This is a genomic window from Brevibacterium sp. AGC70 (assembly GCF_057334195.1).
The window spans coordinates 243046-269327 of the sequence record NZ_JBHFIH010000018.1; the positions used below are offsets into that span (position 1 = coordinate 243046).

General features: G+C 65.7%; 24 protein-coding genes. 15 read left to right on the forward strand and 9 right to left on the reverse strand.

Translation table 11 applies throughout. From position 1 onward, the window contains the following. Positions 1-25: 25 nt before the first annotated feature. The 5 genes from ACE03M_RS16430 (at position 26) to purU (ending at position 6356) form a co-directional block, all read left to right on the forward strand. A complete protein-coding gene (locus ACE03M_RS16430; RefSeq protein ID WP_485935106.1) occupies positions 26-388 on the forward strand; it encodes a sarcosine oxidase subunit delta in 363 nt (120 codons plus the stop codon). Then, positions 385-3321, forward strand: coding sequence for a 2Fe-2S iron-sulfur cluster-binding protein (locus ACE03M_RS16435; RefSeq protein ID WP_485935107.1), 2937 nt, complete (start codon positions 385-387; stop codon positions 3319-3321). Before ACE03M_RS16430 ends, ACE03M_RS16435 begins: the two co-directional genes overlap by 4 nt. Continuing rightward, complete coding sequence (locus ACE03M_RS16440) at positions 3314-3994, forward strand: sarcosine oxidase subunit gamma (RefSeq protein ID WP_143922845.1); 681 nt, start codon at positions 3314-3316, stop codon at positions 3992-3994. The genes ACE03M_RS16435 and ACE03M_RS16440 overlap by 8 nt, the downstream gene beginning before the upstream one ends. Continuing rightward, positions 3994-5406 (forward strand): L-serine ammonia-lyase, encoded by a 1413-nt coding sequence (locus ACE03M_RS16445; protein WP_143922846.1) that lies wholly within the window; start codon positions 3994-3996, stop codon positions 5404-5406. Before ACE03M_RS16440 ends, ACE03M_RS16445 begins: the two co-directional genes overlap by 1 nt. Before the next feature lie 95 nt (positions 5407-5501). Then, entirely contained in the window at positions 5502-6356 is an 855-nt protein-coding gene (gene purU / locus ACE03M_RS16450) for a formyltetrahydrofolate deformylase (RefSeq protein WP_143922922.1), read from the forward strand. Positions 6357-6515: 159 nt separating this feature from the next. Here the strand turns inward: purU and ACE03M_RS16455 are convergent, their stop codons facing one another. Then, entirely contained in the window at positions 6516-8111 is a 1596-nt protein-coding gene (locus ACE03M_RS16455) for an aminotransferase class I/II-fold pyridoxal phosphate-dependent enzyme (protein ID WP_485935108.1), read from the reverse strand. A gap of 74 nt (positions 8112-8185) precedes the next feature. On the opposite strand from ACE03M_RS16455, the gene ACE03M_RS16460 reads away from it, so the two are divergent. Next, the gene (locus tag ACE03M_RS16460) at positions 8186-9100 is read left to right on the forward strand and encodes a LysR family transcriptional regulator (RefSeq protein WP_143922848.1); all 915 of its coding nucleotides are present in this window, start codon (positions 8186-8188) and stop codon (positions 9098-9100) included. A 27-nt stretch (positions 9101-9127) separates the two neighbouring features. Here ACE03M_RS16460 and ACE03M_RS16465 read toward each other — a convergent pair whose 3' ends face one another. Beyond that, positions 9128-10018: an IclR family transcriptional regulator gene (locus ACE03M_RS16465; protein ID WP_143922849.1), complete on the reverse strand. Its 891-nt coding sequence runs from the start codon at positions 10016-10018 to the stop codon at positions 9128-9130. Positions 10019-10400: 382 nt separating this feature from the next. Between ACE03M_RS16465 and ACE03M_RS16470 the strand changes: the two genes are divergently transcribed. The 3 genes from ACE03M_RS16470 (at position 10401) to ACE03M_RS16480 (ending at position 12360) form a co-directional block, all read left to right on the forward strand. Next, a complete protein-coding gene (locus ACE03M_RS16470) occupies positions 10401-10982 on the forward strand; it encodes a dihydrofolate reductase family protein (RefSeq protein ID WP_485935109.1) in 582 nt (193 codons plus the stop codon). 231 nt (positions 10983-11213) lie between these two features. Next, positions 11214-12044: an ABC transporter ATP-binding protein gene (locus ACE03M_RS16475; RefSeq protein ID WP_485935110.1), complete on the forward strand. Its 831-nt coding sequence runs from the start codon at positions 11214-11216 to the stop codon at positions 12042-12044. A 139-nt stretch (positions 12045-12183) separates the two neighbouring features. Then, a complete protein-coding gene (locus ACE03M_RS16480; RefSeq protein WP_186293084.1) occupies positions 12184-12360 on the forward strand; it encodes a hypothetical protein in 177 nt (58 codons plus the stop codon). Between the two features lie 77 nt (positions 12361-12437). On the opposite strand, the gene ACE03M_RS16485 is transcribed toward ACE03M_RS16480, so the two are convergent. Genes ACE03M_RS16485 through ACE03M_RS16495 form a run of 3 tightly spaced genes read right to left on the reverse strand, consistent with a single transcriptional unit; the run spans position 12438 to position 15317 of the window. Next, entirely contained in the window at positions 12438-13448 is a 1011-nt protein-coding gene (locus tag ACE03M_RS16485; RefSeq protein ID WP_143922852.1) for a threonine/serine dehydratase, read from the reverse strand. Beyond that, positions 13441-14640, reverse strand: a complete 1200-nt coding sequence (locus ACE03M_RS16490) for a sensor histidine kinase (RefSeq protein WP_485935112.1) — start codon at positions 14638-14640, stop codon at positions 13441-13443. Before ACE03M_RS16490 ends, ACE03M_RS16485 begins: the two co-directional genes overlap by 8 nt. Then, positions 14628-15317, reverse strand: coding sequence for a response regulator transcription factor (locus ACE03M_RS16495; protein ID WP_143922854.1), 690 nt, complete (start codon positions 15315-15317; stop codon positions 14628-14630). Before ACE03M_RS16495 ends, ACE03M_RS16490 begins: the two co-directional genes overlap by 13 nt. Before the next feature lie 188 nt (positions 15318-15505). Between ACE03M_RS16495 and ACE03M_RS16500 the strand changes: the two genes are divergently transcribed. The 5 genes from ACE03M_RS16500 (at position 15506) to ACE03M_RS16520 (ending at position 18537) form a co-directional block, all read left to right on the forward strand. Next, on the forward strand, positions 15506-16141 hold the full coding sequence (locus ACE03M_RS16500) for a SipW-dependent-type signal peptide-containing protein (RefSeq protein ID WP_143922855.1): 636 nt from the start codon (positions 15506-15508) through the stop codon (positions 16139-16141). Beyond that, positions 16138-16803, forward strand: a complete 666-nt coding sequence (locus ACE03M_RS16505; protein WP_485935114.1) for a SipW-dependent-type signal peptide-containing protein — start codon at positions 16138-16140, stop codon at positions 16801-16803. Before ACE03M_RS16500 ends, ACE03M_RS16505 begins: the two co-directional genes overlap by 4 nt. A 25-nt stretch (positions 16804-16828) precedes the next feature. Then, on the forward strand, positions 16829-17458 hold the full coding sequence (locus tag ACE03M_RS16510; protein ID WP_222103612.1) for a signal peptidase I: 630 nt from the start codon (positions 16829-16831) through the stop codon (positions 17456-17458). Beyond that, positions 17455-18006: a hypothetical protein gene (locus ACE03M_RS16515; protein ID WP_143922857.1), complete on the forward strand. Its 552-nt coding sequence runs from the start codon at positions 17455-17457 to the stop codon at positions 18004-18006. The genes ACE03M_RS16510 and ACE03M_RS16515 overlap by 4 nt, the downstream gene beginning before the upstream one ends. Positions 18007-18264: 258 nt before the next feature. Further along, complete coding sequence (locus tag ACE03M_RS16520) at positions 18265-18537, forward strand: hypothetical protein (RefSeq protein ID WP_485935117.1); 273 nt, start codon at positions 18265-18267, stop codon at positions 18535-18537. A gap of 48 nt (positions 18538-18585) precedes the next feature. Here the strand turns inward: ACE03M_RS16520 and ACE03M_RS16525 are convergent, their stop codons facing one another. Continuing rightward, positions 18586-19944 carry an MFS transporter gene (locus ACE03M_RS16525; RefSeq protein WP_485935119.1) on the reverse strand — a complete coding sequence of 453 codons (1359 nt, stop codon included), beginning with the start codon at positions 19942-19944 and terminating at the stop codon, positions 18586-18588. A gap of 320 nt (positions 19945-20264) precedes the next feature. Here ACE03M_RS16525 and paaZ point away from each other — a divergent pair, with 320 nt between their 5' ends. Next, entirely contained in the window at positions 20265-22301 is a 2037-nt protein-coding gene (gene paaZ / locus ACE03M_RS16530; RefSeq protein WP_485935120.1) for a phenylacetic acid degradation bifunctional protein PaaZ, read from the forward strand. Here paaZ and ACE03M_RS16535 read toward each other — a convergent pair. The 3 genes from ACE03M_RS16535 to ACE03M_RS16545 form a co-directional block, all read right to left on the reverse strand. After that, a complete protein-coding gene (locus ACE03M_RS16535; protein WP_186293086.1) occupies positions 22279-23199 on the reverse strand; it encodes a diacylglycerol/lipid kinase family protein in 921 nt (306 codons plus the stop codon). The two genes, paaZ and ACE03M_RS16535, sit on opposite strands and share 23 nt — an antisense overlap. Continuing rightward, positions 23196-24848, reverse strand: a complete 1653-nt coding sequence (locus tag ACE03M_RS16540) for an FAD-binding oxidoreductase (RefSeq protein ID WP_485935121.1) — start codon at positions 24846-24848, stop codon at positions 23196-23198. The genes ACE03M_RS16535 and ACE03M_RS16540 overlap by 4 nt, the downstream gene beginning before the upstream one ends. 5 nt (positions 24849-24853) lie before the next feature. Then, positions 24854-26282, reverse strand: a 1429-nt coding sequence (locus ACE03M_RS16545; RefSeq protein WP_485935122.1) for a glycerol-3-phosphate dehydrogenase/oxidase, incomplete at its 5' end; no start/stop codon positions are given.

The window sequence follows — 26282 nt, forward strand, 5'->3', positions numbered from 1 at the left end:
CGAATACGAGACAGAAGGACCTGCCATGCTTCTCATCAGCTGCCCGTACTGCGGGCCACGCGACGAAACCGAGTTCCACTACGGCGGCCAGGCACACGTCGCCTACCCGGCCGACCCCCACGCGCTCAGCGACAAAGAGTGGGCCGAATTCCTCTTCTACCGCGACAACGACCGCGGTGCCTACGCCGAACGGTGGAGTCACAGCCTCGGGTGCCGCAAATGGTTCAACGCCATCCGCGACACCGTGACCTATGACTTCAAAGCCATCTACCCCATGGGCGAGGCCCGTCCTACGACTGCGGACTCTGCGACGAAGCAGCCGGCGACCGCGGAACCGACTCCAGCACAACCGGCACCGACTCCAGCAGAAGGCGAGGGTGCACGATGACCACCGCAGAAACGAACTCCCGCCTCGAGAACGCGAACGGCATCGACCGAACGCGTCCCATCCGCTTCAGAGTCGACGGCCGGCAGTACTCGGGTTTCGCCGGTGACACGATCGCCAGCGCCCTCATCGCCGCCGGACGCATCGACTGCGGCAACTCGACCTACCTGGGCCGGGCCCGTGGCATCCTCGGCGCCGGAATCGAGGAGTCGAACGCCCTCGTCCGAGTCAAGGGACGCATCCCCGGCGACGTCAGCGAATCCATGCTGCCCGCCACCCGTGTGCCCATCACCGAAGGACTCGAGGCCGACTACCTCGCCGGACTCGGAATCCTCGACCCGGGCCAGGACGAGCTCGTCTACGAACACAAGCATGTCCACACCGATGTGCTCATCATCGGCGCCGGACCCGCCGGACTCGCCGCCGCCCGTGAGGCTGGAAAGTCGGGAGCCAGAACGCTGCTGCTCGACGACAGGTCCGCTCCCGGAGGGTCACTGCTGTCGAGTTCGACCGACAGCGTCGACGGCATGCCCGCCGCCAAGTGGATCGAGTCCACCGTGGCTTCCTTCGCCGAGGCGGAGGAGCTCACCTACCGAGGAAACACAACGGTGTTCGGCAGCTATGACTCGAACTACTTCGTCGCGCTCGAGGACCGCACGCTCGACCTCGTCGAAAACGGGGGATCGGGTGCACAGGGGCGCGGCACTTCCCGCCCGGGCACCCGCCAGCGGGTCTGGCACATCCGGGCCCAGCAGGTCGTGCTGGCCACCGGAGCCCATGAACGCCCGATCGTCTTCGCCAACAACGACCGTCCGGGCATCATGCTCGCCTCGGCCGTGCGCACCTACCTCAATCGCTACGGCGTCGCGGCAGGACAGTCCGTCGCGATCGCTGCGACGAACGACTCGGCATACGAACTGCTCGCCGATCTGCACACGGCAGGCATCGAGGTGCCCGCGGTCATCGACTCGCGGACAACCGCCTCGGCGATGGCAGAGTACGTTGCCCGGGAAACCGGAACTCGGCTCATCCTCGGGTCCGCGGTCAGCGACACTGCAGGTGAGGGACCTGCCGGGCGCGTCAGCGCGATAAGTGTCTCCGGTCTCGACGAAGACGGTGTGGCCATCGGTGACCCTGAGATCATCGATGTGGACCTGCTGGCCGTGGCCGGTGGATTCTCCCCTGTCATCCATCTGCACGGACAGCGCAAGGGCCCAATCGCCTGGCGAGCCGACATCGCTGCCTTCGTTCCGACTGCACCCGTGCGCGACCAGTTCACCGTCGGTGCGCTCACCGGCGACTACTCGCTCGAATCGGCCCTCAGACAAGGTTCGGAGGCTGGCCATGAGGCTGCCAAGCGCACGGGGTTCTCCGCTGCCCTGAGCGTTCCGAGAGCGGCGTCGGTGCCCTTTGCCGAGGCCCGCCCACTGTGGTTGGTCACCTCGGCCAGCGCCGATCACGCCGAGCTGACCACGCATTTCATCGACTTCCAGCGTGACCAGTCCGTTGCCGATGTGCAGCGGGCGATGAACGCAGGCATGCGCTCGGTCGAGCACATCAAGCGCTACACCTCGATCTCGACGGCCAATGATCAGGGCAAGACAAGCGCGGTCAACGCCATCGGTGCCATCGCGCAGGTGCTGGGCGAGTCCGACCTCGGCTCTGTCGGCCACACGACCTTCCGTGCGCCCTTCGCGCCCGTGCCGTTCGCGGCGTTGGCCGGCAGGCGCAAGGGCGAGCTCTTCGACCCGGCGCGGGTCACCTCGATCCACCCCTGGCACATCGCCCACGGTGCCGAATTCGAAGACGTCGGTCAGTGGAAGCGGCCCTGGTACTACCCGGCCGACGGGGAGGACATGGACGCGGCGGTGCTGCGCGAATGCAAGGCTGTTCGCGAATCGGTCGGTTTCCAGGATGCCTCAACCTTGGGAAAGATCGAGATCCGCGGCACCGACGCCGGCAAGTTCCTCGGCCAGATCTACACCAACGGCTTCGCCAAGCTCAAGGTCGGCAAGGGCCGCTACGGACTCATGTGCAAACCCGACGGAATGGTCTTCGACGACGGGGTGACCCTGCGTGTGGCGGAGGACCGCTACTACATGACCACGACCACCGGTGGAGCAGCGACCGTACTGGAATGGCTCGAGGAATGGCACCAGACCGAATGGCCCGAACTCGACGTCGTCTTCACCTCGGTGACCGAGGAATGGTCGACCGTCGCGGTCGCCGGACCGAAGTCCCGCGAGGTCATCGCCAAACTCGCTCCGAATCTGGACGTGTCCAACGAGGCCTTCGAATTCATGGGCTTCAGGGAGACCACCCTGGCCAACGGGATCCCGGCTCGCATCTGCCGCATTTCGTTCTCCGGTGAACTCGCCTTCGAGATCAACGTCGACACCTTCTACGGGCTCACCGTCTGGGAGGCCGTCGCCGAGGCGGGTGCAGAGTTCGGCATCACCCCCTACGGAACCGAGACCATGCACGTTCTCCGTGCCGAGAAGGGCTTCATCATCGTCGGTCAGGACACCGACGGGACCGTCACCCCGCAGGACGCGGGCATGGACTGGATCGTCTCGAAGCTCAAGGACTTCATCGGCAAGCGCTCGTACTCGCGGATCGACACGTCACGTGAGGACCGCAAGCACCTCGTCGGTGTCCTCCCCGTCGACGGTACGACCCGTCTTGCCGAAGGTGCCCAGCTCATCACTTCGGGCACAGCTCTGACCCCGGAGGCGGGCCCGGTCCCGATGATCGGACACGTCACCTCGTCCTATATCTCACCGAGCATGGACCGACCCTTCGGCCTTGCGCTCGTTGAGAACGGCCGGAACCGGATGGGTGAGATCGCCCAGTCTCCGGTCGGCGGCGAGCTTGTCGACGTCGAGATCACCTCACCCGTCTTCTACGATCCAGAAGGGAACCGCCGCGATGGCTGAAACCACCCAGAGCACACAGACGCTCGAGGCAACTGACGAGATCAATGCCCTCCGCGTCTCCCCGGCAGCGCACCTCACCGAGGAGATGGCGACCGCCACCAAGGCGGGCGGGCGGGCCGTGGGCCTGCGCGAACGAGCGTTCACCGTCCAGATCGGTCTCAGATGCACCCCGGGAACCGCCTCGGCGGATGCCCTCGAGTCCGCACTCGGGATCACGCTGCCCAAACAGGTCGGCGAAGTCACCGGGGACGGGACCGGTCTGCACACGATCTGGCTGAGCCCCGACGAATTCCTCGCCGTCGATGTCTCGCGCCAGCAGCGTCCGGGCGAGACCCTCGTCGCCGAGGCGGCCCTCGAAGGACTGCCCGGACAGGCCGTGGATCTGTCCGCGAACCGAACGATCATCGAGCTGACCGGGTCGAAGGCCCGTGAGGTGCTTGAGAAGAGTGTCCGCGCCGATCTCCACCCCCGTGCCTTCGGCGTGGGCACGGCGCTCGTCACCCAGCTGGGGCCGGTGCCGGTCATCCTGCACCACTCCTCGGAGGGTGAATACCGTGTGTACCCGCGGGCGAGTTTCGCGGACTTCACCGTCCGCTGGCTGCTCGATGGAATGGCTGAGTTCGTCGCCGACGACGCCAGGGCGCCCGCCGACGATTCCGAGAGCACCGGCTGATGGCACTCGGCGTTCTCGACCTCTTCTCCATCGGCCTCGGCCCGTCCTCCTCGCACACAGTGGGCCCGATGCGGGCGGCCGTGCGATTCGTCGATGAGCTGGCTGCTGATGGTCACTTCGCTCGAGTCGAGAAGGTCAGCGTCGGTCTCTTCGGCTCCCTGGCCGCCACGGGAATCGGGCACGGTTCCGATTCCGCGGTCCTCGCCGGGCTGAGCGGGTGCGAGCCCGAGACTCTCGATCCTGATGCCGTGGGTCCGCTGGTCGCCGAGGTGCGAGAGCAGGGGACGATCAACCTCGGCGGACGCAGGACCATCCCCTTCGATCCGGAGGCCGACCTCACGCTGCATCGGCGTGAATCCCTGCCGCAGCATCCCAACGGGATGCGGATGAGCGCCGAGGTGGACGGGGAGGTCATCGAACGCGAGTACTTCTCCATCGGCGGTGGCTTCGTCGTCACCGCCGATGAGATGGGAGTCGAGTCAGCGGACTCCCGCGACGTCCTCGATTTCGCCACCGCCGATGAGCTGCTCGAGCAGTGCAGCCGGCATGGGGTGTCCATCGCCGAACTCATGGCCATCAACGAACGCGAACGTCAGGACGACGAGCTCCTGCGCAAGCAGCTGCTCGACATCTGGGCGGTCATGCGCGAATGCGTGCACAACGGGTGCACACGCACTGAGACCGAGCTTCCCGGCGGGTTGAAGGTGCGCAGACGCGCGCCGGAACTGCGGGCGCGGCTCGAGGACGCAGAGTACAGAGCCTCGGGTTCCCTCGATGCGCTTGAATGGGTCAACCTCTACGCACTTGCCGTCAACGAGGAGAATGCCTCGGGCGGACGCATCGTCACGGCACCGACGAACGGGGCCGCCGGCATCATCCCGGCGGTGCTGCACTACATGGATCGCTTCGTCGTCGGCGACGGGGAGGCCGGTGACGATGCTGCGGGTGCCGAGGATGACGGACGAGCCGGCGACGACGCCGTCGTGAAGTTCCTGCTGACCGCGGGGGCCATCGGGATCCTGTTCAAGCGCAATGCCTCGATCTCCGGGGCTGAGGTCGGCTGTCAGGGCGAGGTCGGCTCCGCCTGTGCGATGGCTGCCGCAGGTCTGTGCGCCGTGCTCGGCGGCAGTCCCGAGCAGATTGAGAACGCCGCAGAGATCGGACTCGAACACAACCTGGGTCTGACCTGCGACCCCGTCGGGGGCCTGGTGCAGGTCCCGTGCATCGAGCGCAATGCCATTGCCTCGGTGAAGGCGATCAACGCTGCGAGACTGGCCATGCACGGCGACGGCAGTCACCGGGTCAGTCTCGACCAGGCGATCGAGACGATGCGCCAGACCGGCGCGGATATGAAGTCGAAGTACAAGGAGACGTCACTCGGCGGACTCGCCGTCAATGTCATCGAGTGCTGACGAACGAGCAGACAACCTCGGCGGGTCGAAGTTGACCGTCTGAGCCGAATCACCCAATGATTAGGTACACCCTATCGAGCAAGGAAGCAGTGGATATGCAGGACTACATCTTCACCCTGGAATGCGACGAACGACCAGGCATTCTCCATTCCGTCACCGGCGCCCTCCTGACCCACGGCGGTGACATCAAGGAACTCAAGCAGTTCGACGATCAGTATGCCGAACGTCTGTTCCTCCGCATCGACTTCAGCATCAAGGAAGGCTCGAACGGAGCGATCGACGACCTGCGTCGGGACTTCGAAACCATCGGCACAGACTTCGATGCGACCTGGCAGCTATGGCCGCAGGGGGAGAAGCGCCGGGTACTCATCATGGTCTCGAAGTTCGAGCACTGCCTCAACGACCTGCTCTTCCGTTCCCAGATCGGCGAACTGCCCATCGAGATCGCGGCCGTGGTGTCCAACCACCCCGACCACAGGGAGCTCGTCGAATGGCACCACATCCCGTTCTTCCGCATCCCGGTGACCAAGGAGACCAAGCCCGAGGCGGAGGCGAAGCTGCTCGAACTCGTCGATCGCTTCGAGGTCGACCTTGTCGTGCTCGCCCGCTACATGCAGGTGCTCTCCGATGATCTGGCCCGTGAGCTGACGGGGCGGGCGATCAACATCCACCACTCGTTCCTGCCCTCGTTCAAGGGCGCCAAGCCCTATCACCAGGCCTGGGAGCGGGGAGTCAAGACCGTTGGGGCGACCGCGCACTTCGTCAACAGCGAACTCGACGAGGGGCCGATCATCGCCCAGCAGCTCGTCGAGGTCGATCACGCCTTCGGCCCACAGGACCTCGTGGCCGCCGGTCGCGACGCCGAGTGCAAGGCCCTGTCCAATGCCGTCAAATGGCACTGCGACGGCCGGGTGTTCCTCTCCGGGAAGCGCACAGTCGTCCTGCGGTGAGTCAGCGGGGCCGGGTCGCAGCGCCGCTGCGTTGCATCGCGGGGCGACTTTGGCGTCGAGAGCAGACTCTGGGGAGTGTGCTCTCGACGCTGAGCTGTGCCTTCGACGCCAACCTGTACCCTCGGCAGCGGGCATGCTCCTCACGCTACCGCAGGAGGTTCAGTCCGACTCAGCCACGACGTTGAAGGTGTCCATCCTCGAATCCTGGGCTCCGCGGACATAGCCGGAGGGAGCGGCCGCTGTTGTACGAAGGAAGTCGACCACCTCGGCGCTGAGCACCTCACCAGGCAGAACATTGGGCACGCCGGGAGGGTACGCGGCAAGAGCATCGGCAGAGACCTGGCCGACCGCCTCGGCGAAGGGAACCGTCCGGGGTGTCGCGAAGTACGCATCGCTGATCTCCAGTCGCTTCTCGCAGCTGCCGGGCAGAACGATGGGACGCTCCGGCTCGGACTCAGAGCGCGGCAGTTCCTGCAGCGCGGTCCAGAATCGTTCGACATCGACCGGTGAGGTTGCACCGATGAGCAGGAGCAATGCTGAGGGCGTCGCCAGCTCGCAGTAGATCCGGTGGTCGCGGATGAGCTTGTACTGGGCATCAGCGCCGGTGATCCCGGCACCGCGGGTGTCGATGACGACCTTGAACGGATCGTTGGCGATCGCATCATGGCCGCCGAGGATGTCAGGGGTCGCGTCGCGGAACCTCGAGTCGTTCTGAACTCGAGTTCGGATCTCCTCGGCGGTGGCCAGTGCTTCGTCGATCGCCTCCGGGTGGGTGACGAGATGACGACGTGCCTCGTCGAGGGAGGACAGGAGGATGGCACTGGACGAGGTTGACTGATAGGACTTCACGACCCGATCGACCAGGGTCTCGATGCGCTGTGCCTGCCGTCCGTGGCCGAGGTGGACCATCGCGGACTGCGCCAAAGATCCGGCGCCCTTGTGGGTGCTGGAGACGACAAGATCGGCACCGAGGCGGACCGCATTGACGGGCAGCTTCTGGTGCATGCCGAAGTGGGAGCCCCAGGCCTCATCGACGATGAGGGGAACATCGTGGCGATGGGCCACCTCGGCGATGGCGCCGATGTCGGCCACAGCGCCGAAGTAGCTGGGGGAGACGAGGTAGACGGCGGCGGACTCCGGGTACTCGCTCAGGGCGTACTCGACCTGGGCCGGAGTCACACCGTGGGAGGAGCCGAGGCCAGGATCGACGCGACCGTGGATGAAGTGCGGGCGCAGTTCGGCGTGTGTGACGCCATCGATGACCGAAGAGTGGACGCTGCGCTGGAGGACGAATTCGCGTCCCAAGCCGCGCACAACGGTCGTCGCGATGTGGTTGCCTCCGGAGGCGCCATTGGTGATGAACCAGGTGCGGGCTGCGCCCCAGGCATCGGCGGCGAGCTGCTGGGCGGCCATGATCGGAGTCACGCGGTCATGATTGATCATCCGCCAGTCCTCCTGGTCCACACCGCTGAACAGCATGGGGAAGTCGATGCTCATGCCGGCCTCGCCGACGACCTCGGCCAGTCCCGGTGCATGGTCGCGGCTGCCCTGGTGGGCGGGCACGTGCAGACGCTGCCAGTCCTCGGCGGCCAAGGAACGCAGCGCCTCGGCATACGGCGCGGTGAATTGGCGAGGGTCGATGGCGGTGGCCGCGGTGGGGCGCGAGACTGGTGTTTCGCGGGCGGCTGACGTTGCGTCGTTCGCGGTCGCAGAGGTCGTCGCGGTGTCCGGGTGCAGATGAGTTTCGGCGAGCATGAGTCCCACACTAGGACTCGAAAGCTAGCTAGGATATAGCAAGAAATCGTTCACAGTGGCATAGTCTCTAGGCCATGATGAATCTGCAGCAGTTTCGGGTGCTCTTAGCGATCAGGGACGAGGGAAGTCTCAACCGGGCCGCCGAGGTGCTCGAACACGGAGTCCCGACCGTGACCCATCACCTGCGCACCCTCGAATCCCATCTGCGGGTCAAGCTGGTCGACCGGGCGCGGAACGGAACTCGACTGACGCCCTTGGGCGAGTCCTTCGCCGAGGAGATCGAACCGGTGCTGGCACGCATCGATCGGGCCGAGCAGCTCGTCACCGCACAACGCGATGCCGGAGTGGTGTCCCTGCGCGTCGGGTCGTTCTCCTCGATCGGCTCAAGACTGCTCCCGGCCGCAATCGCAGAGCTCCAGCAGCGGACGTCCGTGCGCGTCGAGGTCGTCGAAGCCGAACCCAGCGAGGTCGTGCGGATGCTCCACAGCGGTGAGGTCCACGCCGGCCTCATCTACGACATCCCCGAACTGCCTGAATTCGCGGGCCCCGAGCTGCGGCTGCGCACCCTCCTCGACGAGCCCTACCGGGTCATGGTCGCCGGCAACGGAGAGCTGGCGGGACACGAGATCCTCGACTTCGCCACGATGGGCGACGTCGACTGGGTGCTCAGCCGAAACGAATCGGAAGCCTCGGTGCGGGTGCTGCGGCGGATCTCCCGGGGACTGGGATACGAGCTGCGCGAACTCATGCGCAGCGACGACCTCTACATGATCCACGGGCTGGTGGCCGAAGGTCTCGGATGCGCATTGACCACCGAGGTGGCCGTGGACACCGACTTCGACGTCGTCCTCAGGCCGGCCAAGCAGGATTTGGGTCAGCGTCGGGTCTCGTTCGTGACCAGACCCGGCCCGAACCCGGCAGCGGTGGGGTGGCTGGGCGAGATCCTGAGTGCGGTGGCCACGCGACTGGAGGCCGCCTCGGCGGGATGAGTGGCGGTGTCGGTGCGAGGGCGGTGATCAGGGATCGGCCTGCGTGCCCAGCGCCTCGGCGATGGCTTTGGCCTCGCGACGGAGCAGAGCGACGAGGCGTTCGACGCGGGAGCCGGTGACGCGGTCGGCGATGCTCGCGATCGACAGGGCCGCGCGAGGGCGGCTGCCGCGGATCCGCAGCGGCACGCCCACGGCCCACGACCCCTGGGCGAAGAGGCCGGGATTGTGGACGAAACCGTCGACTCGAGCCCGGTCGATGATGTCGCGCAGCTGCGCGACCGAAACCTTGGGATACCGTTCGGCGAAGATCTGCGCGTTGGCCTCGAACTGGGCGTCCACCTCGGCGGGGGAGAGTTCGGAGAGAATCGCGAGACTGCCCGCGCCGATGCCCAGCGGGTGGCGATCGCCCACGGACAGGGCGTTGTTCAGAATCTCACCGAAGCCCTCCTCGCGGCGGGCGCAGATCGAGTAGTTGCCGGTGCGCAGAGTCAGGAAGGCCGTGTCCCGGCTCAGCTCGGCCAGTCGCAGCAGGCTTGACTCCGACTCTGTGACCAGGGGGTCTACGGATTTCTGGGCGAGCTGACCGAGGATCTGCGACTGCACGCCGAGGCGGTAGCCGCCCTCCTCGAAGCGTTCGACGTACCCCATGGCGATGAGCGCCTGGAGCATTCGGTGGACGCTGGCCTTGGGGCGGCCGCTGATCGAGGCGACCTCAGATAGGCTGGCTCCGCTGCTGCGCTCGCCGGCGATGAGTCCGACGAGGTTGAGCAGGGTCAGCGCTCGCTGGATGCTCTGGGCACCGGTGCCGGGCTCGAGGTCGTCGACGGCGTGGGCGACGTTGAACGACGCGGACCGTCGCAGGATCTTCCCACGCATCTTCATCCGGTGTTCTTCATTGGGGTCGGCGCCGTTGTGCATGCTTCCATTATGGTCGTCGTACTGCCGCTCACGGTACCCGCCGTATCACTGCCGGTTGACAGGTGCTCGATCACTGCCGGTTGACGGATACTCGTTGGAGCGGAGGGCCGATCGTGACTGTAGGGCCGATCGTTACCAGGGCACCGTGCCGTCGCTGTCGGTGAATGTTCCGGTCGTGCCGTCGCTGGGGATGGTTCGATCTTCGATGACACTTGGTCGCGAGTCATCGCTGTGGGTCGACCGCTGTGGGTCGACCGCTGTTCGACGCCGCGCTGAGCGTTGGTCAACAGCCCTGGCCCAGTTACCGGCCTGGGGAGGCCTGGTCAACGGTCTGGGGAGGGCGCACACTGAAGGCACCGCATCCGCTCTGGGAGGAGCAACCATGAGTGCCACATACACCTTCGACGTGTTCTCGAGCCTCGACGGGTTCGCCTCGGTCAGTCCCGACGGTGACTGGGGAGGCTACTGGGGCAAACAGGGGCCTGAACTCCTCGCCCACCGACTCGAGCTCTACAGCGGACCCAATCGGCTCGTCCTCGGTGCAACGACATTCCGCGAGTTCGCCGCCATGCTCGCAAACACCGAGGACTTCCCTGATGTTCTCGATCCCTGGGTCAGTGCAATGCGCAATCTGCCGACAACCGTCATCTCAACCTCGCTGAGCGGACCGCTCGACTGGCCGCAGGCCGCCGTGGCAGACGGTGACGCGCTCGAGGTGGTGGCACAGATGAAAGACGAGTCTGATGTGCCGATTCGTTCGCACGGAAGTCTGTCGATGAATCGTGCGCTGATGGGCGCTGGCCTCGTCGACCGGCTGCAGGTGACGATCTATCCGGTGATCACCGGACGCACCGGAACCCAGCCGATCTTCGCCGGATCGCAGGACTTCGATCTCGAACTCCTCGACCGCACGTCGCTGGGAGGCGGCGTCGAGGAGCTCGTCTACCGGCCGACGCTGCACTGACCACGGGCACCGTGGGCGCCGACAGCGGCGCACCGTGGCCCCGACAATGACGCATCATAGGCGTTGGGCTAAGGCTCGCGGTGGACTGCTGCAGCCGAGCTATCCATGATGTGGAACATCGTCCTGCCCGGGAACGCCCACCTCGGCGAGCGATCGACCTAGAATCGGATCGGCCCCAACCGGGAGCCGGCCCCGACTAGCGCAGGTGGTTCCTGCTGCAGCGACGCGATCATGACGAGGAAAGTGAGTGTGGACAAGGTGGGCACGACGGTCCTTGAACTCAGCGAAGTGACGTTCCGACGTGGGGAGACGAGGATCCTCCACGGCGTCGATCTGCGCATCGCGCGCGGTGAGCATTGGGTCCTCATCGGCCCCAACGGAGCGGGGAAGTCGACGATTCTCAGCTTCGCCTCGGCGCAGGTCTTCCCTACCTCCGGGACCGTGGACATCCTCGGCGACCGTATGGGTCGGGTCGAGCTCCAGGCTCTGCGCCGCCACATCGGACACGTCAATCCGCGCCACCCTCTGCGCTCGAACCTGTCCGTGCGCGAGGTCGTCCTCACCGGCCTGACCGGCACGATCGAACGCCCCCTGCGCTGGGAACCCAGTCCAAACGAGATCTCGAGGGCCGATGACCTCATCGCCGAGGTGGGACTGACCTCCCGTGCGGACGCGGGGTGGAAAGTGCTGTCCCAGGGGGAGCGGGGCCGAGCGCTGGTCGCTCGAGCTCTCATCGCCGAGCCGCAGCTCCTCCTCTTCGACGAACCGACCACCGGCCTCGACGTGGCCGCCCGCGAACAGCTGTTGGAGACCATCGATTCGCTGTCCGTGACCTCGCCGGAGCTCACGACGCTGCTGGTGACCCACCACCTCGAGGAGATCCCGGAGTCCACGTCCCACGCGATGCTGATCTCCCACGGGCGGCTCACCGCTGCAGGTGAGATCGCCGAGGTGCTCAGCACCGACCAGGTCAGCGCGGCCTTCGAGCACCCGATCGACGTCGGTTTCGCCGACGGACGCTGGTCGGCTCGGGCGATCCGGCAACGAGTCGCGGCGGTCTGAGCGTCAGGCCTGTTTCGTGAGCAGCTCGACCAGGCCATCGGCGATGGCAGACATTCCTGCCTCATCCGGGTGGAAGGAACCGGCGATCTTCATGGTCCGCGTCATTGCGCGCTCACATCGCGCCGCCTAATCTTGAGACATGAAGATGAGTACCGTATGGAGCATCGTCGGCGCGATCATCGCGATCATCATCGCGTGGTGGGTCGTCAACGTCGCGTTCTCAATCGCATGGTTCCTTGTCAAAGCGCTCATCACCGTCATCGTCGCGGTCGCCATCTTCTACCTGATCAAAGCATCCCTGAAGTCCAAGGACTGACAGCGCTGACAACTGGCTGATCAAGCATGAGCGTCCGCCCAGTTCAGCTGCCGGTGGCCGGACGCAACGACCGGAAGTCAGAGGTCGCCGAGGCTGGTGTTCGCCCCGCACAGGACGACGCAGACCTTTTCGTCGGGTTCCGGAACATAGCCTTCGGATGCACCTGAGCCGTGGATGCCGGCCAGCGCCGTTGCCGCCGCATGTTCGACGGCCAGGCGATGCTCACCCCAGAGATGATGCCGAGCCTCAATGATCTGTGCATCGTCGACGAGCACCGAGGTGACCAGGTCACTCTGTGCGGCCGCGACCGCCAGGGGTGTGGCTCGGCGGGCACCCAGGGAATCGGCCGCCACGGAATCGACGGGTACATCGACGGGCTCGCCCGCTTCCAAAGCCGCGTTCAGGGCGCGACAGTTCCTCGGCTCGACCGCAACCGTGCGCACCCCATGGAATGTGGCAGCCGTGGCCACCCCGGCGAACAGGCCGCCCCCGCCTACGGAGACGACGACCGTGTCGAGATCGGGGATCTGGGAGAGGATCTCGGTCATCATCGTGCCGGCGCCGGCCGCGATGAGCGGATGATCGTAGGCGTGGGAGGCCAAGGCCCCCGAGGACTCGACGAATTCATGGCAGGCCAGGGCCGCCTCGGCGTATTCAGAACCGACCAGACGCACCTCGGCGCCGTAGCTGTGCAGTCGCTCGACCTTGACGGTCGGGGCGTTGGCAGGCAGGAAAACGGTCGCCCGAACTTCGGCCTCGCGGGCGGCCCAGGCGCAGGCCAAGCCCGCGTTGCCGCCCGAGGCGATCGTGACGCCGGCGTCAGGGAAGGTTCCCTGGCCAATGTGCGTCTGAATGAAGTTCTGCGCCCCGCGGGCCTTGAAGGTGCCCGTGTACTGCATGAACTCGAGGGCGAAGTGGACGCCTGAGCCCCTCGGATCGGTGCTCGGCGGGGCGGACCATGTAGCCGCCGTCGGACTCGGGGCGCCGGAAGCACTCCCAGGCTGTGCTGATGCCACCGTGACCGGGCGAACGTACCCCGCGATCCGTGCGGCGGCCGCTTCGATGTCGTTGATCGTGAGTTCATTCATCGAACTTCTCCTGCTTCTGTAGGATCTCATCGTCATTTCGTGGACTCTCCGGGACGAACGGAAGCATCAGATGGAGACGTCCTCCGCCCTCGTCATTGCGCTCCAGGCGCAGCGAGCCGCCCCGGGATTCGGCCCGTGCCCGATGTCGTGCCAAGCCCGACAGGGGCGGGTCCTCGGACTCAGGGCCCGTACCGTTGTCGTCGATCCTCACATCGAGCACCCACTCTGTTCCGCGCTTGAGGGCCTCGACTCGCACGGTCACCCTATCTGCCCCGCCGTGCTTGATCGCATTCGTCACCGCTTCCTCGGTGGTGTAGATGACGACGAGGCGATCTTGCAGCGGCAGCGGTGCACGCAGCGTCCGGATGAGCTCCTTCATCGTCGGTCCGAGATCGACAGTCGTCGCGACGGTGGGCGGAAGACGGTCGAGAAGCGCTCGGATCGCCTCATAGGTGCCGAGGTCCGCTCCCGAGGGGAAGAGGCTGTGGCTGAGTGAGCGAACGTGCTCTTCGCGCAGCTCATCGAGGTCCAGGGCCCGGTCACGCAGGGTCGGAGCCCACTGTGCGGGATCATCGTCGCCTGCCATGAGGCGGTCCGCGACCTGATCAAGTCCTCCAGCGACGACGACGAGGCGGTGCTGAACCGTCCCGTGCAGGCGATCGGCAACGATCCTCCGCACTCTCAGCTCCTCCCGCTCAAGCTCGGAGACGGCTTCGCGGGTGCGGGCCTCTTCGTCTCTGCGGAGGGCTCGCTCCCGATCCTCGCGCTCGAACAGCGCAGCCACGAGGAAGCCGGTGGCGATGGCCAAGAGGTACCCGCTCATCCCGGTCACCCAGATGGTGAGGCCACCGTGAGTATCGCGTTCGAGGGTCGTCGCCGGAAGCAGAAGCGCCGTTCGCACGGAGGACTGGACGGCGGAGAGGAGGAGAGTGATGATGATTCGAATCCACCACGACGCCACGAGAGCGCACAGGGGGATCGTGATGATGATGAGAACGGCGCCGATGACAACGGTGAGCCCCCCGACCCACCAGAGGAGAGCGGCTGTTTCCCACCTGCTGCTCCATTCCGTCGCCTGTTCGGCGACGAGGGCGGAGAACGCGACGGTATTGATTGCGGCGACAAGGGCCGCGATCCGTGCACGGGGCCAGCGGTCACGCACCGTCTCCCAAAGCGTCGTCACCTGTGCCATGTGCGTCCAGTCTGCTCGAGGAACGCAAGCACGGCGTGGACTCGCCGATTCGTCCCCGTCCGTTCGATCCCGAGTCTCCTGTAGATCGAGAGCAGGTGGCTTTCGACTGAACGTTCGGATATGTGCAGGCGCTGTGCCACTGCCTCGTTCGACAGGCCCTCCGCAACAAGCCTGAGCACCTCGAACTGTGCCTTCGTCAACCCCGCTACCTCTGTTCCGGCACGCGGCGTCGATCGCTGGACCAGTGATGGATCGATGACGACATCACCGTCTGCTGCGGCGGCGATGGCTCCGATGAGCACGCTGCTGGTGAAGGTCGAGCGCTTGGACAGATAGCTCCAGGGTTCGCTCACTTCGTCCTGGACGGAGAGGAACAGCCCCATGACGTCGAGGCTCGACAGCAGCATGACGGCAATCCTCGGGTCCCTGCGCTGCAGCTCGAGTCCGAGCGCAACTCCATTGCCGTCACCGAGGTTGACGTCGAGCAGTGCGACGTCTGTGCTGTGTTTGCCGATCGCAAGTCGAGCCGAGGATGCACCCTCGACGGCGTGGACGACACGCAGATCCTCGGACTCATCGACCGTTCGGACGAGCATCGATCGCATGAACGCCTCGTCCTCGACGATGCTCACGCGGATGGGGCGTGGGCGCTTCGGGGTGATCGGTCTGGCAGTCATCGATCGGCGCTTCCCTCCATCGGTGTCTCGATTCGCCCTGCGACGGTGCGACTGGGCCCTGCGGCCGGACGCTACCACCAGTCATTCTACGAGTTTCCACGTAGATCACACGGGTGAGTGCTGTTCTCGGAGGTTCACTGGAATCACCGGCAGGAAGCCGGGGAGCAGAGAGCGAACGAGGAGCAGCGATGACCGATAAGAACCACTTCACCGACCAGATGGCGTCAACCGAGAAGCCCGCGACGTCCGATCGTCGCCGCCGTCGCAAGCTGCTGGCCATCACCTCCGGCGGACTCGTCCTCGGCATCGGCGCGGCCATCACCCTGGCGGCATGGACAGACAGGGAATCCGCTCACGGTGACTTCAGTGCAGGTTCGTTCGCTCTCGAGAGCAGCGCGGACGGCACCAACTTCGCCGATACGACGGCACCCGGCGATGCTCTTGCCCTCACCTTCGACGACCTGGCGGAGAACCTGTCGCCGAAGGACACGGCGAGTGCGGTCTACGCGATTCGGCTCGATCGGTCGTCTACCTATTCGGCCGCGGTATCGGGGGCCGTCGAAGCCAGTGGCAGCGCCGCAGACAACCTCACCTATTCGGTGCAGAGAGTCTCAGATATCTCCGGCGGGAGCCCAGTCGGCGGTGCTCTCGTCAGTTCTGAGCCGGTGACGTCTACGACCGTGCACGAGGACATGTTCTCGGTGGGATCACTCAACGAGGTCGTCTTCCTCAAGGTGACGGTCAACGCCGACGCCGATCTCGGACAAGGTGAGAGCGCTGATGTCGTCTGGAACCTCACCGGCACCTCGGTCGATTCGCTGTGACCGGTCGGCGAAGCTCGAACAAGCGGAGTGCCGCGGTTGCGGTCGGCCTTTCGGCCGTCACCGGCAGCTGTGTCTTCGGCGCGGTGGTGGGCACGACGCTTGCTTCGTGGCAGGACGAGGAATCATCGGCTACGAGCTTCGCCGCCGGTACATTCGAGACGCAGTCACAGGGTGATGGCGGCGAATGGGCCCATCACGCAGCGGGCTCCTCAGCCTCCCTTGGTGCCGAGATCGCCGACCTCGCGCCCGGTGGGAATGCCTCGGCCCCGAGCGCGGGTCAATCGCATTACAGCTCGTTCCATGTCCGGACTTCTTCGGACAGCAGTCGCAGCGGGAAGGTTCGAGTTTCGGATCTGGCTGTCGACGGGGCGCTGGCCCGGGTCCTCGAATTCCGCGTCTTCGACGCCGGGGGCGATCGGAGCTGCGCCGCTGCGGCCGCCGGCCCCGGCACAGTGTTTCTGGTGGGGGGACCCCAGGACTATCAACAGGTGTCATCCGATGTGACAAGCGGGACCGGCATGACGATCGGCGCCTTCGGCAGTGACCCGGCCGAACTGTGTCTTGAGCTGCGAATCGCCGCTCCAGCCGACTCGAATTCCGGAGACGAAGCCCAGGGTGCGTCTGCTGCGGCAGTGCTCACCGTCGCAGTCGCCCAGAACTGAATTTCCCACACACGAGAAGCACGAAATGACCGAGAAGGAGAAGACGATGTCGACATTCGAACATGCTCGGCCGGCTCGCCGGAGAGCGCTGGCAGAGGCTCGGGGGACGGCTCGTTCCCCACACAGTTCACGACAGGGCTCACGGGGGCGTGGTCTGCTGGCCATCCTGGCCGATCTGCTGCTGTGGACGACCGCAGCCGCAGGTGTGCTGTTCGCAGTGCTCGCTGTCCTCACCATGCTGTTGGGGTTCCGTGTGATGCTCTTCGCCACGGGCTCGATGGAACCGACGATCCCCACCGGATCCGCGGCGCTCGTCGCTCCGGTTGATGCGGCCCAGGTGAGAGTCGGCGATGTCGTCACGGTCGATCGAGGCGAGGGAAACCTGCCTGTGACCCACCGCGTGGTCGCAGTCGAGTCCGCCGACGGGCCGAACGAGCGGTTGCTGACTCTGCGCGGCGACGCGAACGATGAGAACGACCCTTCACCATATGAGGTCGACGAGGTGGGACGAGTCATCGTTTCGGTCCCGGGGGTCGCTTCGACCATCGCCGCCTTGGGGGAGCCGTCGATGCTTGTTCCGCTCGGGGCCGCTGCATCCGGGTTCGTGGTCTGGGGCCTCTGGCCGCGGAAGCGAGAAGGTAGTGAGAGGCGATGATGAAATCGCGCAGTTCGCGAGTACTCCTGTTCATCGCGCTCATTCTGTCCGCAGCGGCGGGATTCCTTGGGGTCTATGCGCCAGTCACCGGAGACCAGAGCATCGTCGGAATCACCGATGCCGCGTGGACGACCGAGGAATCGGGTGCGATCGCCGTCGCTGCAGGGACAGTCGAAGCCCCTGAAGCAAAGTGCGAGGGGCGCAATTCCGCGCCGAATCTGCTCCATCTCGCTGTACCGAGCGACGGTCTCGAGGTGACCGAATACCTTGTCACCGTGACTGCTGACGAGGCAGTCGGTGCGTGGCAGGCCGGTACGACGGACGAAGGTTACCCGCTCGTCTCCGATGCCGAAGCAGTTCGTGTGCCCGCGTCTACGGAGGCAGTCGCCTGGGGCATCGCCGGTCAGTGGAATCACACCTGGAGCGGAGACATCACAGTGAAGTCGGTGGGGCCGGGCGGCTGGACCTCGGCGCCGGTTCGCTACACGTGGTCGATCGGCTTCGACTGGCTCGGTATCGGATATGGCCAGTGTTCGGCAGCGGCCTGACTTCGCAGAGACAGAATCTATAACGAAACGGTAACGCTGGAAAGACGGGGCAGACGGTTCGGCTATGCGAACTGATGCTCGACAAGGCAATTGCATTCACCGACGACTACACGTCATTCGTGTAATAGTTCCGACATGCGCGCTCAGGAGGCTCGGGTTGAGGGTAGCCTGCCGGAGGCGGATTGCGGGGTCGACGGCCGCGCAATCCGCCTTGTAGAGGGGTAGGGACCCCCGATTCTGACAACGATTGTGGTGTGTATGTTAGCGACCGTATGGCTGGTGATAGCTGTGAGCTTCGTCGTCGGCTTAGCTGTCAAGGCATCGACTCGAGCGGTTGGCACGGTCTTCGCCACGCTGTGGTTCGTCGCCATCATGGCAGATTCCGCGGTTCCGGAATCGCAGGAGACCCTGATAGCCACCGCGCAGACCTGCGCAGCGACATTCGCCGGCTCACTGGTGGCGTTCTTCGTCGGCTTCGTCCTCCTGGGTCTCCTGCGAGACCGGAGGAACCGAAAGAGCCGAGCCGCCTGATCCCCGGTGCCGCGGAAGCATGGTGCTGGCGAACTCAGCGGCGGCGGCTCACGCCTCTCCGTGGTGCTTGGCCACGCCCAGGGGCACGCCCTTCGTCTCCTTGACCAGGCTGACGGCGACCAGCGAGATGATGCAGACGATGATCATGTAGGCCGCGATCGACAGTGATGAGCCGGTGCGTGCCAGCAGGGTCTCCGCGATCGTCGGAGCAAAGGCGCCGCCGAGGATCGCGCCCAGAGCGTAGCCGATGGACACGCCAGAGTAACGGACCTGCGGTGGGAACATCTCCGCATACATCGCCGACATCGGACCGTAGGACAGGCCCATGCCCACGGTGAGGACGAAGATGCCGATCCCGTACATCCAGATGTTGGCCTGATCGATCATGAGGAACGTCGGGACCAACCACAGGATGAGGAGGACATAGCCGATCTGGAAGGTGCGCACGCGACCCAGCTTGTCCGACAGCGCCCCGCCCCACATGGTGAAGACCAGCCAGCCGAAGCTGGCCAGGGTAGTGGCCAAGAGTACGGGTGCTCGGTCGAGACCGACGGTGCCGCCTTGGTCCAATGGCCGCGACGCGTAGGCGGCGAAGAACGCGATGATCATGTAGCCCACGGCGTTGTTGCCGATGAAGATGAGCGCCGAGAGGACGACTTCCTTTGTGTTCTTCTTGAACAGGGTCGACAGCGGAGCCGAGGACTCGGCGCGGCGTTCGGCGAGTTCCGCGAAGACGGGGCTCTCCTCCACCTGCCGGCGAATGTAGTAGCCGACGAGGACGAGGACGACGGAGAACAGGAACGGGATCCTCCACCCGAAGCTCGCGAACTGCTCGGTGGTGAGCACGGTTGTGAGGATCCAGATCACGCCGGTGGCAAGGATCATGCCCACAGGCACGCCGATCTGCGGGTAGGCACCGAAGAGTCCGCGCTTATTCACCGGTGCGTGCTCGACCGAGAGCAGTGCGGCGCCGCCCCATTCTCCGCCGGCAGAGAAGCCCTGCAGGATCCGCAGCAGCGTCAGCAGGATGGGTGCTCCGATTCCGATGGCCGCATAGTTCGGCAGCAGCCCGATGAGCGAGGTCGCGGCCCCCATGAGGATGAGCGTGAGGACGAGCATCTTCTTGCGTCCGATGCGGTCGCCGAGGTGGCCGGCGATGATCGCGCCCAGTGGCCTGAACAGGAAGGAGATACCGAGAGAGGCCCAGGCCATGATCTGCCCGAGCGCCGGGTTGTCGGACGCCAGGGGAGCGAAGTACTGGACCGAGAGGATGAGGCCCGCGGCCTGTGCGTAGATGAAGAAGTCATACCACTCGATGGTGGTTCCGACGAGTGTTCCGGCAAGCACCCGGCGCTCCTCGCGAGTGATAGAGGCGGGAGCTGCCGCTGCGGGTGAAGATTTGGACATGAGAGAACTTTCCCTGGGTGATGTGGGCGACGCGGTGGTCCTCGGCTCTGAGTGATCGCCGGTGCTTTCGCGCAGGTGACTGAATGGTCAGTAATTGGTCTCGATCATAGTGCATGCAGTGATCGATGTCACTTGCCATCTCGCACCCTGCCTGTGCTGGCGAAGGTAAGGGCGGGTGGAAGTGCCTGGAAAGATCAGGTGAAGACGGCCGCGCAATGACAATAACCGACCAATTGGTTAGTATTGCAGTCAGGAATCGGCAGCGGTGCCGACGTCGGCCGCCGTGCACCCGGAGACATCGTTGAACAGGGAGAGCAGACATGACCGAGATTCTCAGTTCGTATGTGGCAGGTGACTGGCACACGCCCAGTGGGAGCATTGACGGCGCCCGAGCCGTCCATGACGCGACCAACGGGCAGCTCCTCCACCAGGTCTCCTCGGCAGGCATCGACTTCGCCGCAGTCGACGAATACGCGCGGAGCACAGGGGTCTGCGAACTGCAGAAGCTGACCTTCCACCAGCGCGGCGTCATCCTCAAGAAGCTCGGCGCCTACCTCATGGAACGTGCGAAGAAATACCACGAGATCTCCTTTTCCACCGGCACCACGAAACGCGACGGATTCGTCGATATCGAAGGCGGCATCGGCACCCTCTTCACCTATTCCGGCGTCGCCCGTCGGCAGATGCCCAACTCCACCGTCCACCTCGACGGCGGAGTCGAGCGTCTGTCGAAGAACGGCACCTTCGTCGGTCGTCACATCCTGACGTCCCGGCAAGGTTTGGCGGTCCAGATCAACGCCTTCAACTTCCCCGTCTGGGGCATGCTCGAGAAGTTCGGCCCCATGTTCGTCGCCGGTGTTCCCGTCATCGTCAAGCCCGCCACCGACACCGCCCACCTGACCCGTGCAGTGGTGGCCGACATGATCGAATCCGGCCTCCTGCCGGCCGGTTCCATCCAGCTCATCGCCGGAGACGTCACCCCGCTCTTCGACCATCTGGCCGAACAGGACGCGATCGCCTTCACCGGGTCCGCGGCCACGGCCAAGCACCTCGGCGGCCTGGACTGCGTGCGCGATCGCGGCACCCGATTCTTCGCCGAGGCGGACTCGCTGAACTTCTCCCTGCTCGGCCCCGATTCCGCCCCCGGCACGCAAGAATTCGACCTCTTCGTCTCCGGCGTCGTCGCCGAGATGACGATCAAGGCCGGCCAGAAGTGCACGGCGATCCGCCGCGCCTTCGTGCCCGAACAGCACAAAGAGGCCGTCGCCGAGGCACTCATCGCAAAGCTGGAGACTCAGGGCGTCGGCGACCCACGTGAGAAGTCCACCCGGCTGGGGCCGGTCGTGTCTGACAAGCAGCGAACCGACGTTCTCGATGCCATCGATGAGATCACCTCGGCGGGGGCGCATGTCCTCACCGGTGGCCGCGAGGCCTCTGATGAACTGGCGAAGAATCTGGGCGGGGCCTATGTCGCGGCCACCGTGCTCCAGGCCGACGGCCCCTGGGTCGACGCCGTCCACGATATCGAGGCCTTCGGCCCTGTGACCTCGCTCATCACCTATTCCTCCACCGAGGAGGCTGTCCGTCTGGCCGCTCGTGGACGCGGTTCCCTGGTCGGCTCGGTCGTCACCCACGATGCTGAGTTCGCCACCGAATTCGTCCGCCAGGTCGCACCCTGGCATGGACGCATCCTCGTCCTCGACCGCGATGATGCCGAAGAGTCGACCGGGCACGGCTCGCCGCTGCCTACGCTCATCCACGGTGGCCCAGGACGGGCCGGCGGAGGTGAGGAGATGGGCGGATTGCGCGGCGTCGAGCACTTCATGCAGCGCACCGCGATCCAGGCCTCCCCTGACATGCTCACCGCCATCGGCGGCGAATGGGTCGCCGGGGCGCAGCGCCGGACGGGGCAGCACCCGTTCACGAAGACTCTGGCCGATCTGCGCGTCGGCGACGCCCTCGAATCCGAACGGCGAACGGTCACACTTGAGGACATCTCGCACTTCGCGGAGTTCACCGGAGACACCTTCTACGCCCACACCGACGAGGAAGCGGCGGCCGCGAACCCGTTCTTCCCGGGGCGCGTGGCACATGGCTACCTCATCGTGTCCTTCGCCGCGGGACTCTTCGTCCAGCCCGATCCCGGCCCAGTCCTCGCGAACTACGGCCTCGAAGGACTGACCTTCATCACGCCCGTCTCACCAGGAGATTCGCTCAAGGTTACCCTGACAGCCAAGCGCATCACCCCGCGTGAGACCGATGAGTACGGCGAGGTCAGATGGGACGCCGAGGTGGTCAACCAGAAGGACGAGCCGGTCGCGAAGTACGACGTGCTCACGCTTGTCGCGAAGGAGTAGAGGCGACGCGGACCTTCAAGGATTCGGCTCGAATCGTCAGCGTCGCCGGGGTCAGCGCGATTGCGTCTCCGTCGGCGAAGATCTCGATCGGCGGTGCGCCCTCGGGTGTGGCGATGCGAACCTCGTGGGCGTGGCTGAAGCGGATGTGCGGGTGCAGATTGGGTCTGCCCAAGCTGTAGGGAACCAACTCCGCACCCAGCCTCGGCAGGAAGCAGTCCTTGAGCAGGACCACATCGATCAGGCCATCGTCGAGTTCAGCTTGGGGAGAGAGCTTGAGGCCGCCTCCATACCGACCGGAGTTGGCGAAGCCTGCCGTGAAGCCGCGGAAGTCGAGTCGGTCGCCGTCGATGGTCAGGGCCAGGTCGATGCGGCGCGGCTTCGCGATGGCGCGAGCGACGCCGTAGAGATAGACCCAGTGACCTTTGATCAAGCGGGCCGAGTCGGCGTATCTCTGCACGGTCGAATCCAGGCCAAGGCTGACGTTGCCGACACAGATCCGTCCGTCGAGGTCGAGGACATCGATGGTGCGAACACGACCGTTGCTGATGATGGAGGCTGCGGCAGCGATGTTCTTCGGGATGCCGAGCTTGCCGATGAAGTCGTTGCCGCGCCCACCGGGGATGATGCCCAGTGCAGTGTCCGTGTCGACGAGCCCGGCGGCGACCGCGCGCACCATTCCATCGCCGCCGAGCGAGACCACGGTCTCTGCACCCTGCGCTGCGAAGTCTGCGGCAAGATCGCTCGCATGTTGCTCGCTCGTGCTCGAGACCAGTACCGGCTCAAGGCCGTTGGCGGCGAAGGCCGTCCGCAGGGGTGCGATCCTCTTGCGCACAGCGCCGTTGCGCGCCGACGGGTTGAGGATGACGGGGACGGGGGTGGGAGGCGATTGCGTGCTCACAGCGCACTCGGCCCGTTCATGAGCTTGCCGGGGTTCATGATGCCCTCCGGATCCACCTCGGCCTTGGCTGCGCGCAGCATCCGCAGCCACAGCTCGCCGGTCTCCCGAGGGAGCCAAGGTGCATGGTCCGCTCCGGCGGCATGGTGGTGGGTGATCGTTCCGCCGTTGTCGACCATGGCATTGCCCGCGGCGGTCTTCAGCGCCTTCCACTGCTCCATCTCCTGACCGACCTGCTGCTGGGCGAAGACGGTGTAGTAGAGCGAGCACCCGGCGGTGTAGAGGTGCGATATGTGGCACAGCACCAGGGCCGGTGTGCCGCGGTCGGCCATCGCCTTCTCGATGTCGGCCTTGATCGTGTCGTGCAGAGACTCGATCCTGCTCCACGGCGCAGCCGTCTCCATCGTCTCGACGATGACGCCTTCGGTCATCAGCTGGTCGCGCAGGTACGGCGTCGAGAAGCGATGCTTCTCCCACTGGGTCTCGGGCGCTCCTCCCATAGTGACGCCCTGATGCTTCCTGGCGATCGCACGTCCGCCGGCCCGGCGTGATTTCGCGTCCGCCTTGCGTCCGTCGTAACGCAGCACCAGCATGCACGGGGTCGTGACTCCTCGGGCGCGCAGAAAGGCGAGGAGGCCCTTGCGCTGGATGTCGCTGCCCAGCTGCGCGAGACCGAACGCCGTCTCGTTGAGGTCGGACAGACGAGCGATATCGGGGCGCAGGCCACTCTGTTCGATCTCGCGCAGCGCAGCCGCGCCCGAGTGGAAGTCGGGGAAGAACCAGGCATCCGGCAGCGTCGTCTCAGGCAGACGCTTGATGCGCAGCGTGGCCTGGGTGATGATGCCCAGCGTGCCCTCTGAGCCGACGAAGACTTGGCGCGGATTGGGCCCAGCCGCCGTGGCAGGAGTGGAGCGCAGTTCGACCGGACCGCTCGGCGTCGAGCAGCGCAGGCCGAACACGTTGTCGTCGATACGACCGTAGCCGGTCGACTGCTGACCGGCCGAGCGTGTGGCGACCCAGCCGCCGACGGTGCTGAACTCGAACGATTGGGGGAAGTGGCCGAGCGTGAAACCGCTGGCCTGCAGCTTCTCCTCGAGATCGGGGCCGAAGACACCGGCCTGCACGGTCGCCGTCAGCGACTCCTCGTCGATGTCGAGGATCTGGTCGAGGCGGGCCAGGCTGATGCAGACGCAGCTGCGGAAGCCCGGGCGAAATGCATCGATGCCGGCGACTACGCTGGTACCGCCGCCGAAGGGGACGACCGCGATGCGTTCCTGCGCACAGATGGCCAGCAGTGCGTCAACCTCGGCGTGGGATGCCGGGTAGAGCACGACGTCCGGGGCGAACGGCAAGTCTGCGCTGCGCAGACGCAGCAGGTCTGGCAGGCTGCGTCCAGCAGCATGGGAGACGCGGGTCGCGTGATCGTCACGGACGAACTCGGCGCCCAGCAGCTCTTCGAAGCGAGTGCGCGCGTCATCCGGGAGGCCAGCAGCGGGCAGTTGGACGGCCCCGAGTTCGACCGGTGGGTTGTTGACGCCATCGGGCCAGCCGCAGTTCTTGGTCAGCATCTTCTTAGCTCCGGGTTTGATCGGGCCGTCGTTGCCGTCCTCTCCCCAGCCCCACCAGCGCATGCGCGGTTGCGTATTGTCCATGAGGGTCATCCTTCTTCCTGTGTGGTCTCGATCAGTTCTGGAGCGTGTCTGCGCACTGCGGCGGCAAGGTCGCCGCGGTCGGCGTCGACGAGTCCCCACCGGGTCCGGCGGTCGATCACGTCCTCGACGGTGACGGCGAGTTCGTGTTCGACGGCGAAGCGGATCTCCGCACCGGTGAATGGGATTCCCGACCTCACCGGTTCGTTCAGCGCAGGGTCGTCGACGCCGTATGCCACCACCGTTTCGGCGTCGGTGCCGTAGCGCTGGACCAAGTGCTCCGGCAGACCGGGCCTCGGCGAACCGGCACCGACGAGGCTGAGCGTCGTGGTGCTGCAGGGCCGAGCTTTCAGCCCTCCGGCCTCGACTACCGCGTCGACGGCATCTTCGGCCATACGTCGATACCCTGTGAGTTTGCCTCCGACGATCGCGAGGGCGCCGGTGCGCGGATCGCGCAGCAGCGCGTGCTTGCGCGACAGGTCGGCGCTGGAGTTGCCCTTGCTTTTGAGCAGCGGCCGGAAGCCGGAGTAGCTGCCGACGATGTCGTCGGGGGTGAGAGGCTTCTGCAGAACGGCGTTGATGGTCTCGAGCAGGAAAGTCCGCTCGTCCTCGTCCGGGCGGGCTCGCTCGGGGATCGGCCCGTTGTGCGGGTCGTCGGTCAGGCCGATCATGACGAGGCCATCGTGCCACGGCACCGCGAACACGAATCTGCCGAAGTGGCCGGGCACCGGGGCCGTGACAGCGGCGGTCGGCGACCCGATGCGCTCGGCCCGGACAAGCAGGTGCGAGCCTTTGCTCGGGGCGAGTTCGACGTCATCGGAGAGCGTATCGGCCCAGACACCGGCGGCATTGACGATCTGCTTCGCGCGGATCACGCGGCGGTCACCCGTGAGCTGATCGGTGACGTGGACCTGGCCGGCCTCGATGCTGGTGGCGGCGGCATACGTGATGATGCGGGCTCCATGGGCGGCAGCAGTGCGGGCGAGGGCCACCACGAGTCGAGCGTCGTCGACGAGCTGACCGTCCCAGCTGAGCAGGCCGCCGCGCAAACCGGCCGTGGCCGTGGCCGGGGCGAGCTGATGGACGTCTGCAGCGGACACCCGGCTGGGGTGGGGAAGCAGCGATTTGGGGGTGCGTGCCAGCATTCGCAGCACGTCACCGGCGAGGAAGCCGGCGCCGAGCATCGTGGCGTCCACGTGGCTGACCCCGGAGTGAAGCGGAAGGAGCATCTGCAGCGGCCGGATCAGATGCGGCGCGATCTGCCTCATCAGGTGGCCGCGCTCGACGGCGGATTCCCAGGCGATCGGGACGTCGCCCTTCGCCAGGTAGCGCAGACCACCATGGGCGAGCTTCGAGCTCCAGCTGCTGGTGCCTGAGGCGAGGTCTCTGCGCTCGATGAGCACGACGCTCAGTCCACGGGCCGCGGGGGGGGGTGGG

Coding starts and splice junctions, on each gene's coding strand:
- ACE03M_RS16430 (WP_485935106.1), top strand. CDS start 26: ATGCTTCTCATCAGCTGCCCGTACTGCGGGCCACGCGACGAAACCGAG.
- ACE03M_RS16435 (WP_485935107.1), top strand. CDS start 385: ATGACCACCGCAGAAACGAACTCCCGCCTCGAGAACGCGAACGGCATC.
- ACE03M_RS16440 (WP_143922845.1), top strand. CDS start 3,314: ATGGCTGAAACCACCCAGAGCACACAGACGCTCGAGGCAACTGACGAG.
- ACE03M_RS16445 (WP_143922846.1), top strand. CDS start 3,994: ATGGCACTCGGCGTTCTCGACCTCTTCTCCATCGGCCTCGGCCCGTCC.
- purU (WP_143922922.1), top strand. CDS start 5,502: ATGCAGGACTACATCTTCACCCTGGAATGCGACGAACGACCAGGCATT.
- ACE03M_RS16455 (WP_485935108.1), bottom strand. CDS start 8,111: ATGCTCGCCGAAACTCATCTGCACCCGGACACCGCGACGACCTCTGCG.
- ACE03M_RS16460 (WP_143922848.1), top strand. CDS start 8,186: ATGATGAATCTGCAGCAGTTTCGGGTGCTCTTAGCGATCAGGGACGAG.
- ACE03M_RS16465 (WP_143922849.1), bottom strand. CDS start 10,018: ATGCACAACGGCGCCGACCCCAATGAAGAACACCGGATGAAGATGCGT.
- ACE03M_RS16470 (WP_485935109.1), top strand. CDS start 10,401: ATGAGTGCCACATACACCTTCGACGTGTTCTCGAGCCTCGACGGGTTC.
- ACE03M_RS16475 (WP_485935110.1), top strand. CDS start 11,214: ATGACGAGGAAAGTGAGTGTGGACAAGGTGGGCACGACGGTCCTTGAA.
- ACE03M_RS16480 (WP_186293084.1), top strand. CDS start 12,184: ATGAAGATGAGTACCGTATGGAGCATCGTCGGCGCGATCATCGCGATC.
- ACE03M_RS16485 (WP_143922852.1), bottom strand. CDS start 13,448: ATGAATGAACTCACGATCAACGACATCGAAGCGGCCGCCGCACGGATC.
- ACE03M_RS16490 (WP_485935112.1), bottom strand. CDS start 14,640: ATGGCACAGGTGACGACGCTTTGGGAGACGGTGCGTGACCGCTGGCCC.
- ACE03M_RS16495 (WP_143922854.1), bottom strand. CDS start 15,317: ATGACTGCCAGACCGATCACCCCGAAGCGCCCACGCCCCATCCGCGTG.
- ACE03M_RS16500 (WP_143922855.1), top strand. CDS start 15,506: ATGACCGATAAGAACCACTTCACCGACCAGATGGCGTCAACCGAGAAG.
- ACE03M_RS16510 (WP_222103612.1), top strand. CDS start 16,829: ATGACCGAGAAGGAGAAGACGATGTCGACATTCGAACATGCTCGGCCG.
- ACE03M_RS16515 (WP_143922857.1), top strand. CDS start 17,455: ATGATGAAATCGCGCAGTTCGCGAGTACTCCTGTTCATCGCGCTCATT.
- ACE03M_RS16520 (WP_485935117.1), top strand. CDS start 18,265: ATGTTAGCGACCGTATGGCTGGTGATAGCTGTGAGCTTCGTCGTCGGC.
- ACE03M_RS16525 (WP_485935119.1), bottom strand. CDS start 19,944: ATGTCCAAATCTTCACCCGCAGCGGCAGCTCCCGCCTCTATCACTCGC.
- paaZ (WP_485935120.1), top strand. CDS start 20,265: ATGACCGAGATTCTCAGTTCGTATGTGGCAGGTGACTGGCACACGCCC.
- ACE03M_RS16540 (WP_485935121.1), bottom strand. CDS start 24,848: ATGGACAATACGCAACCGCGCATGCGCTGGTGGGGCTGGGGAGAGGAC.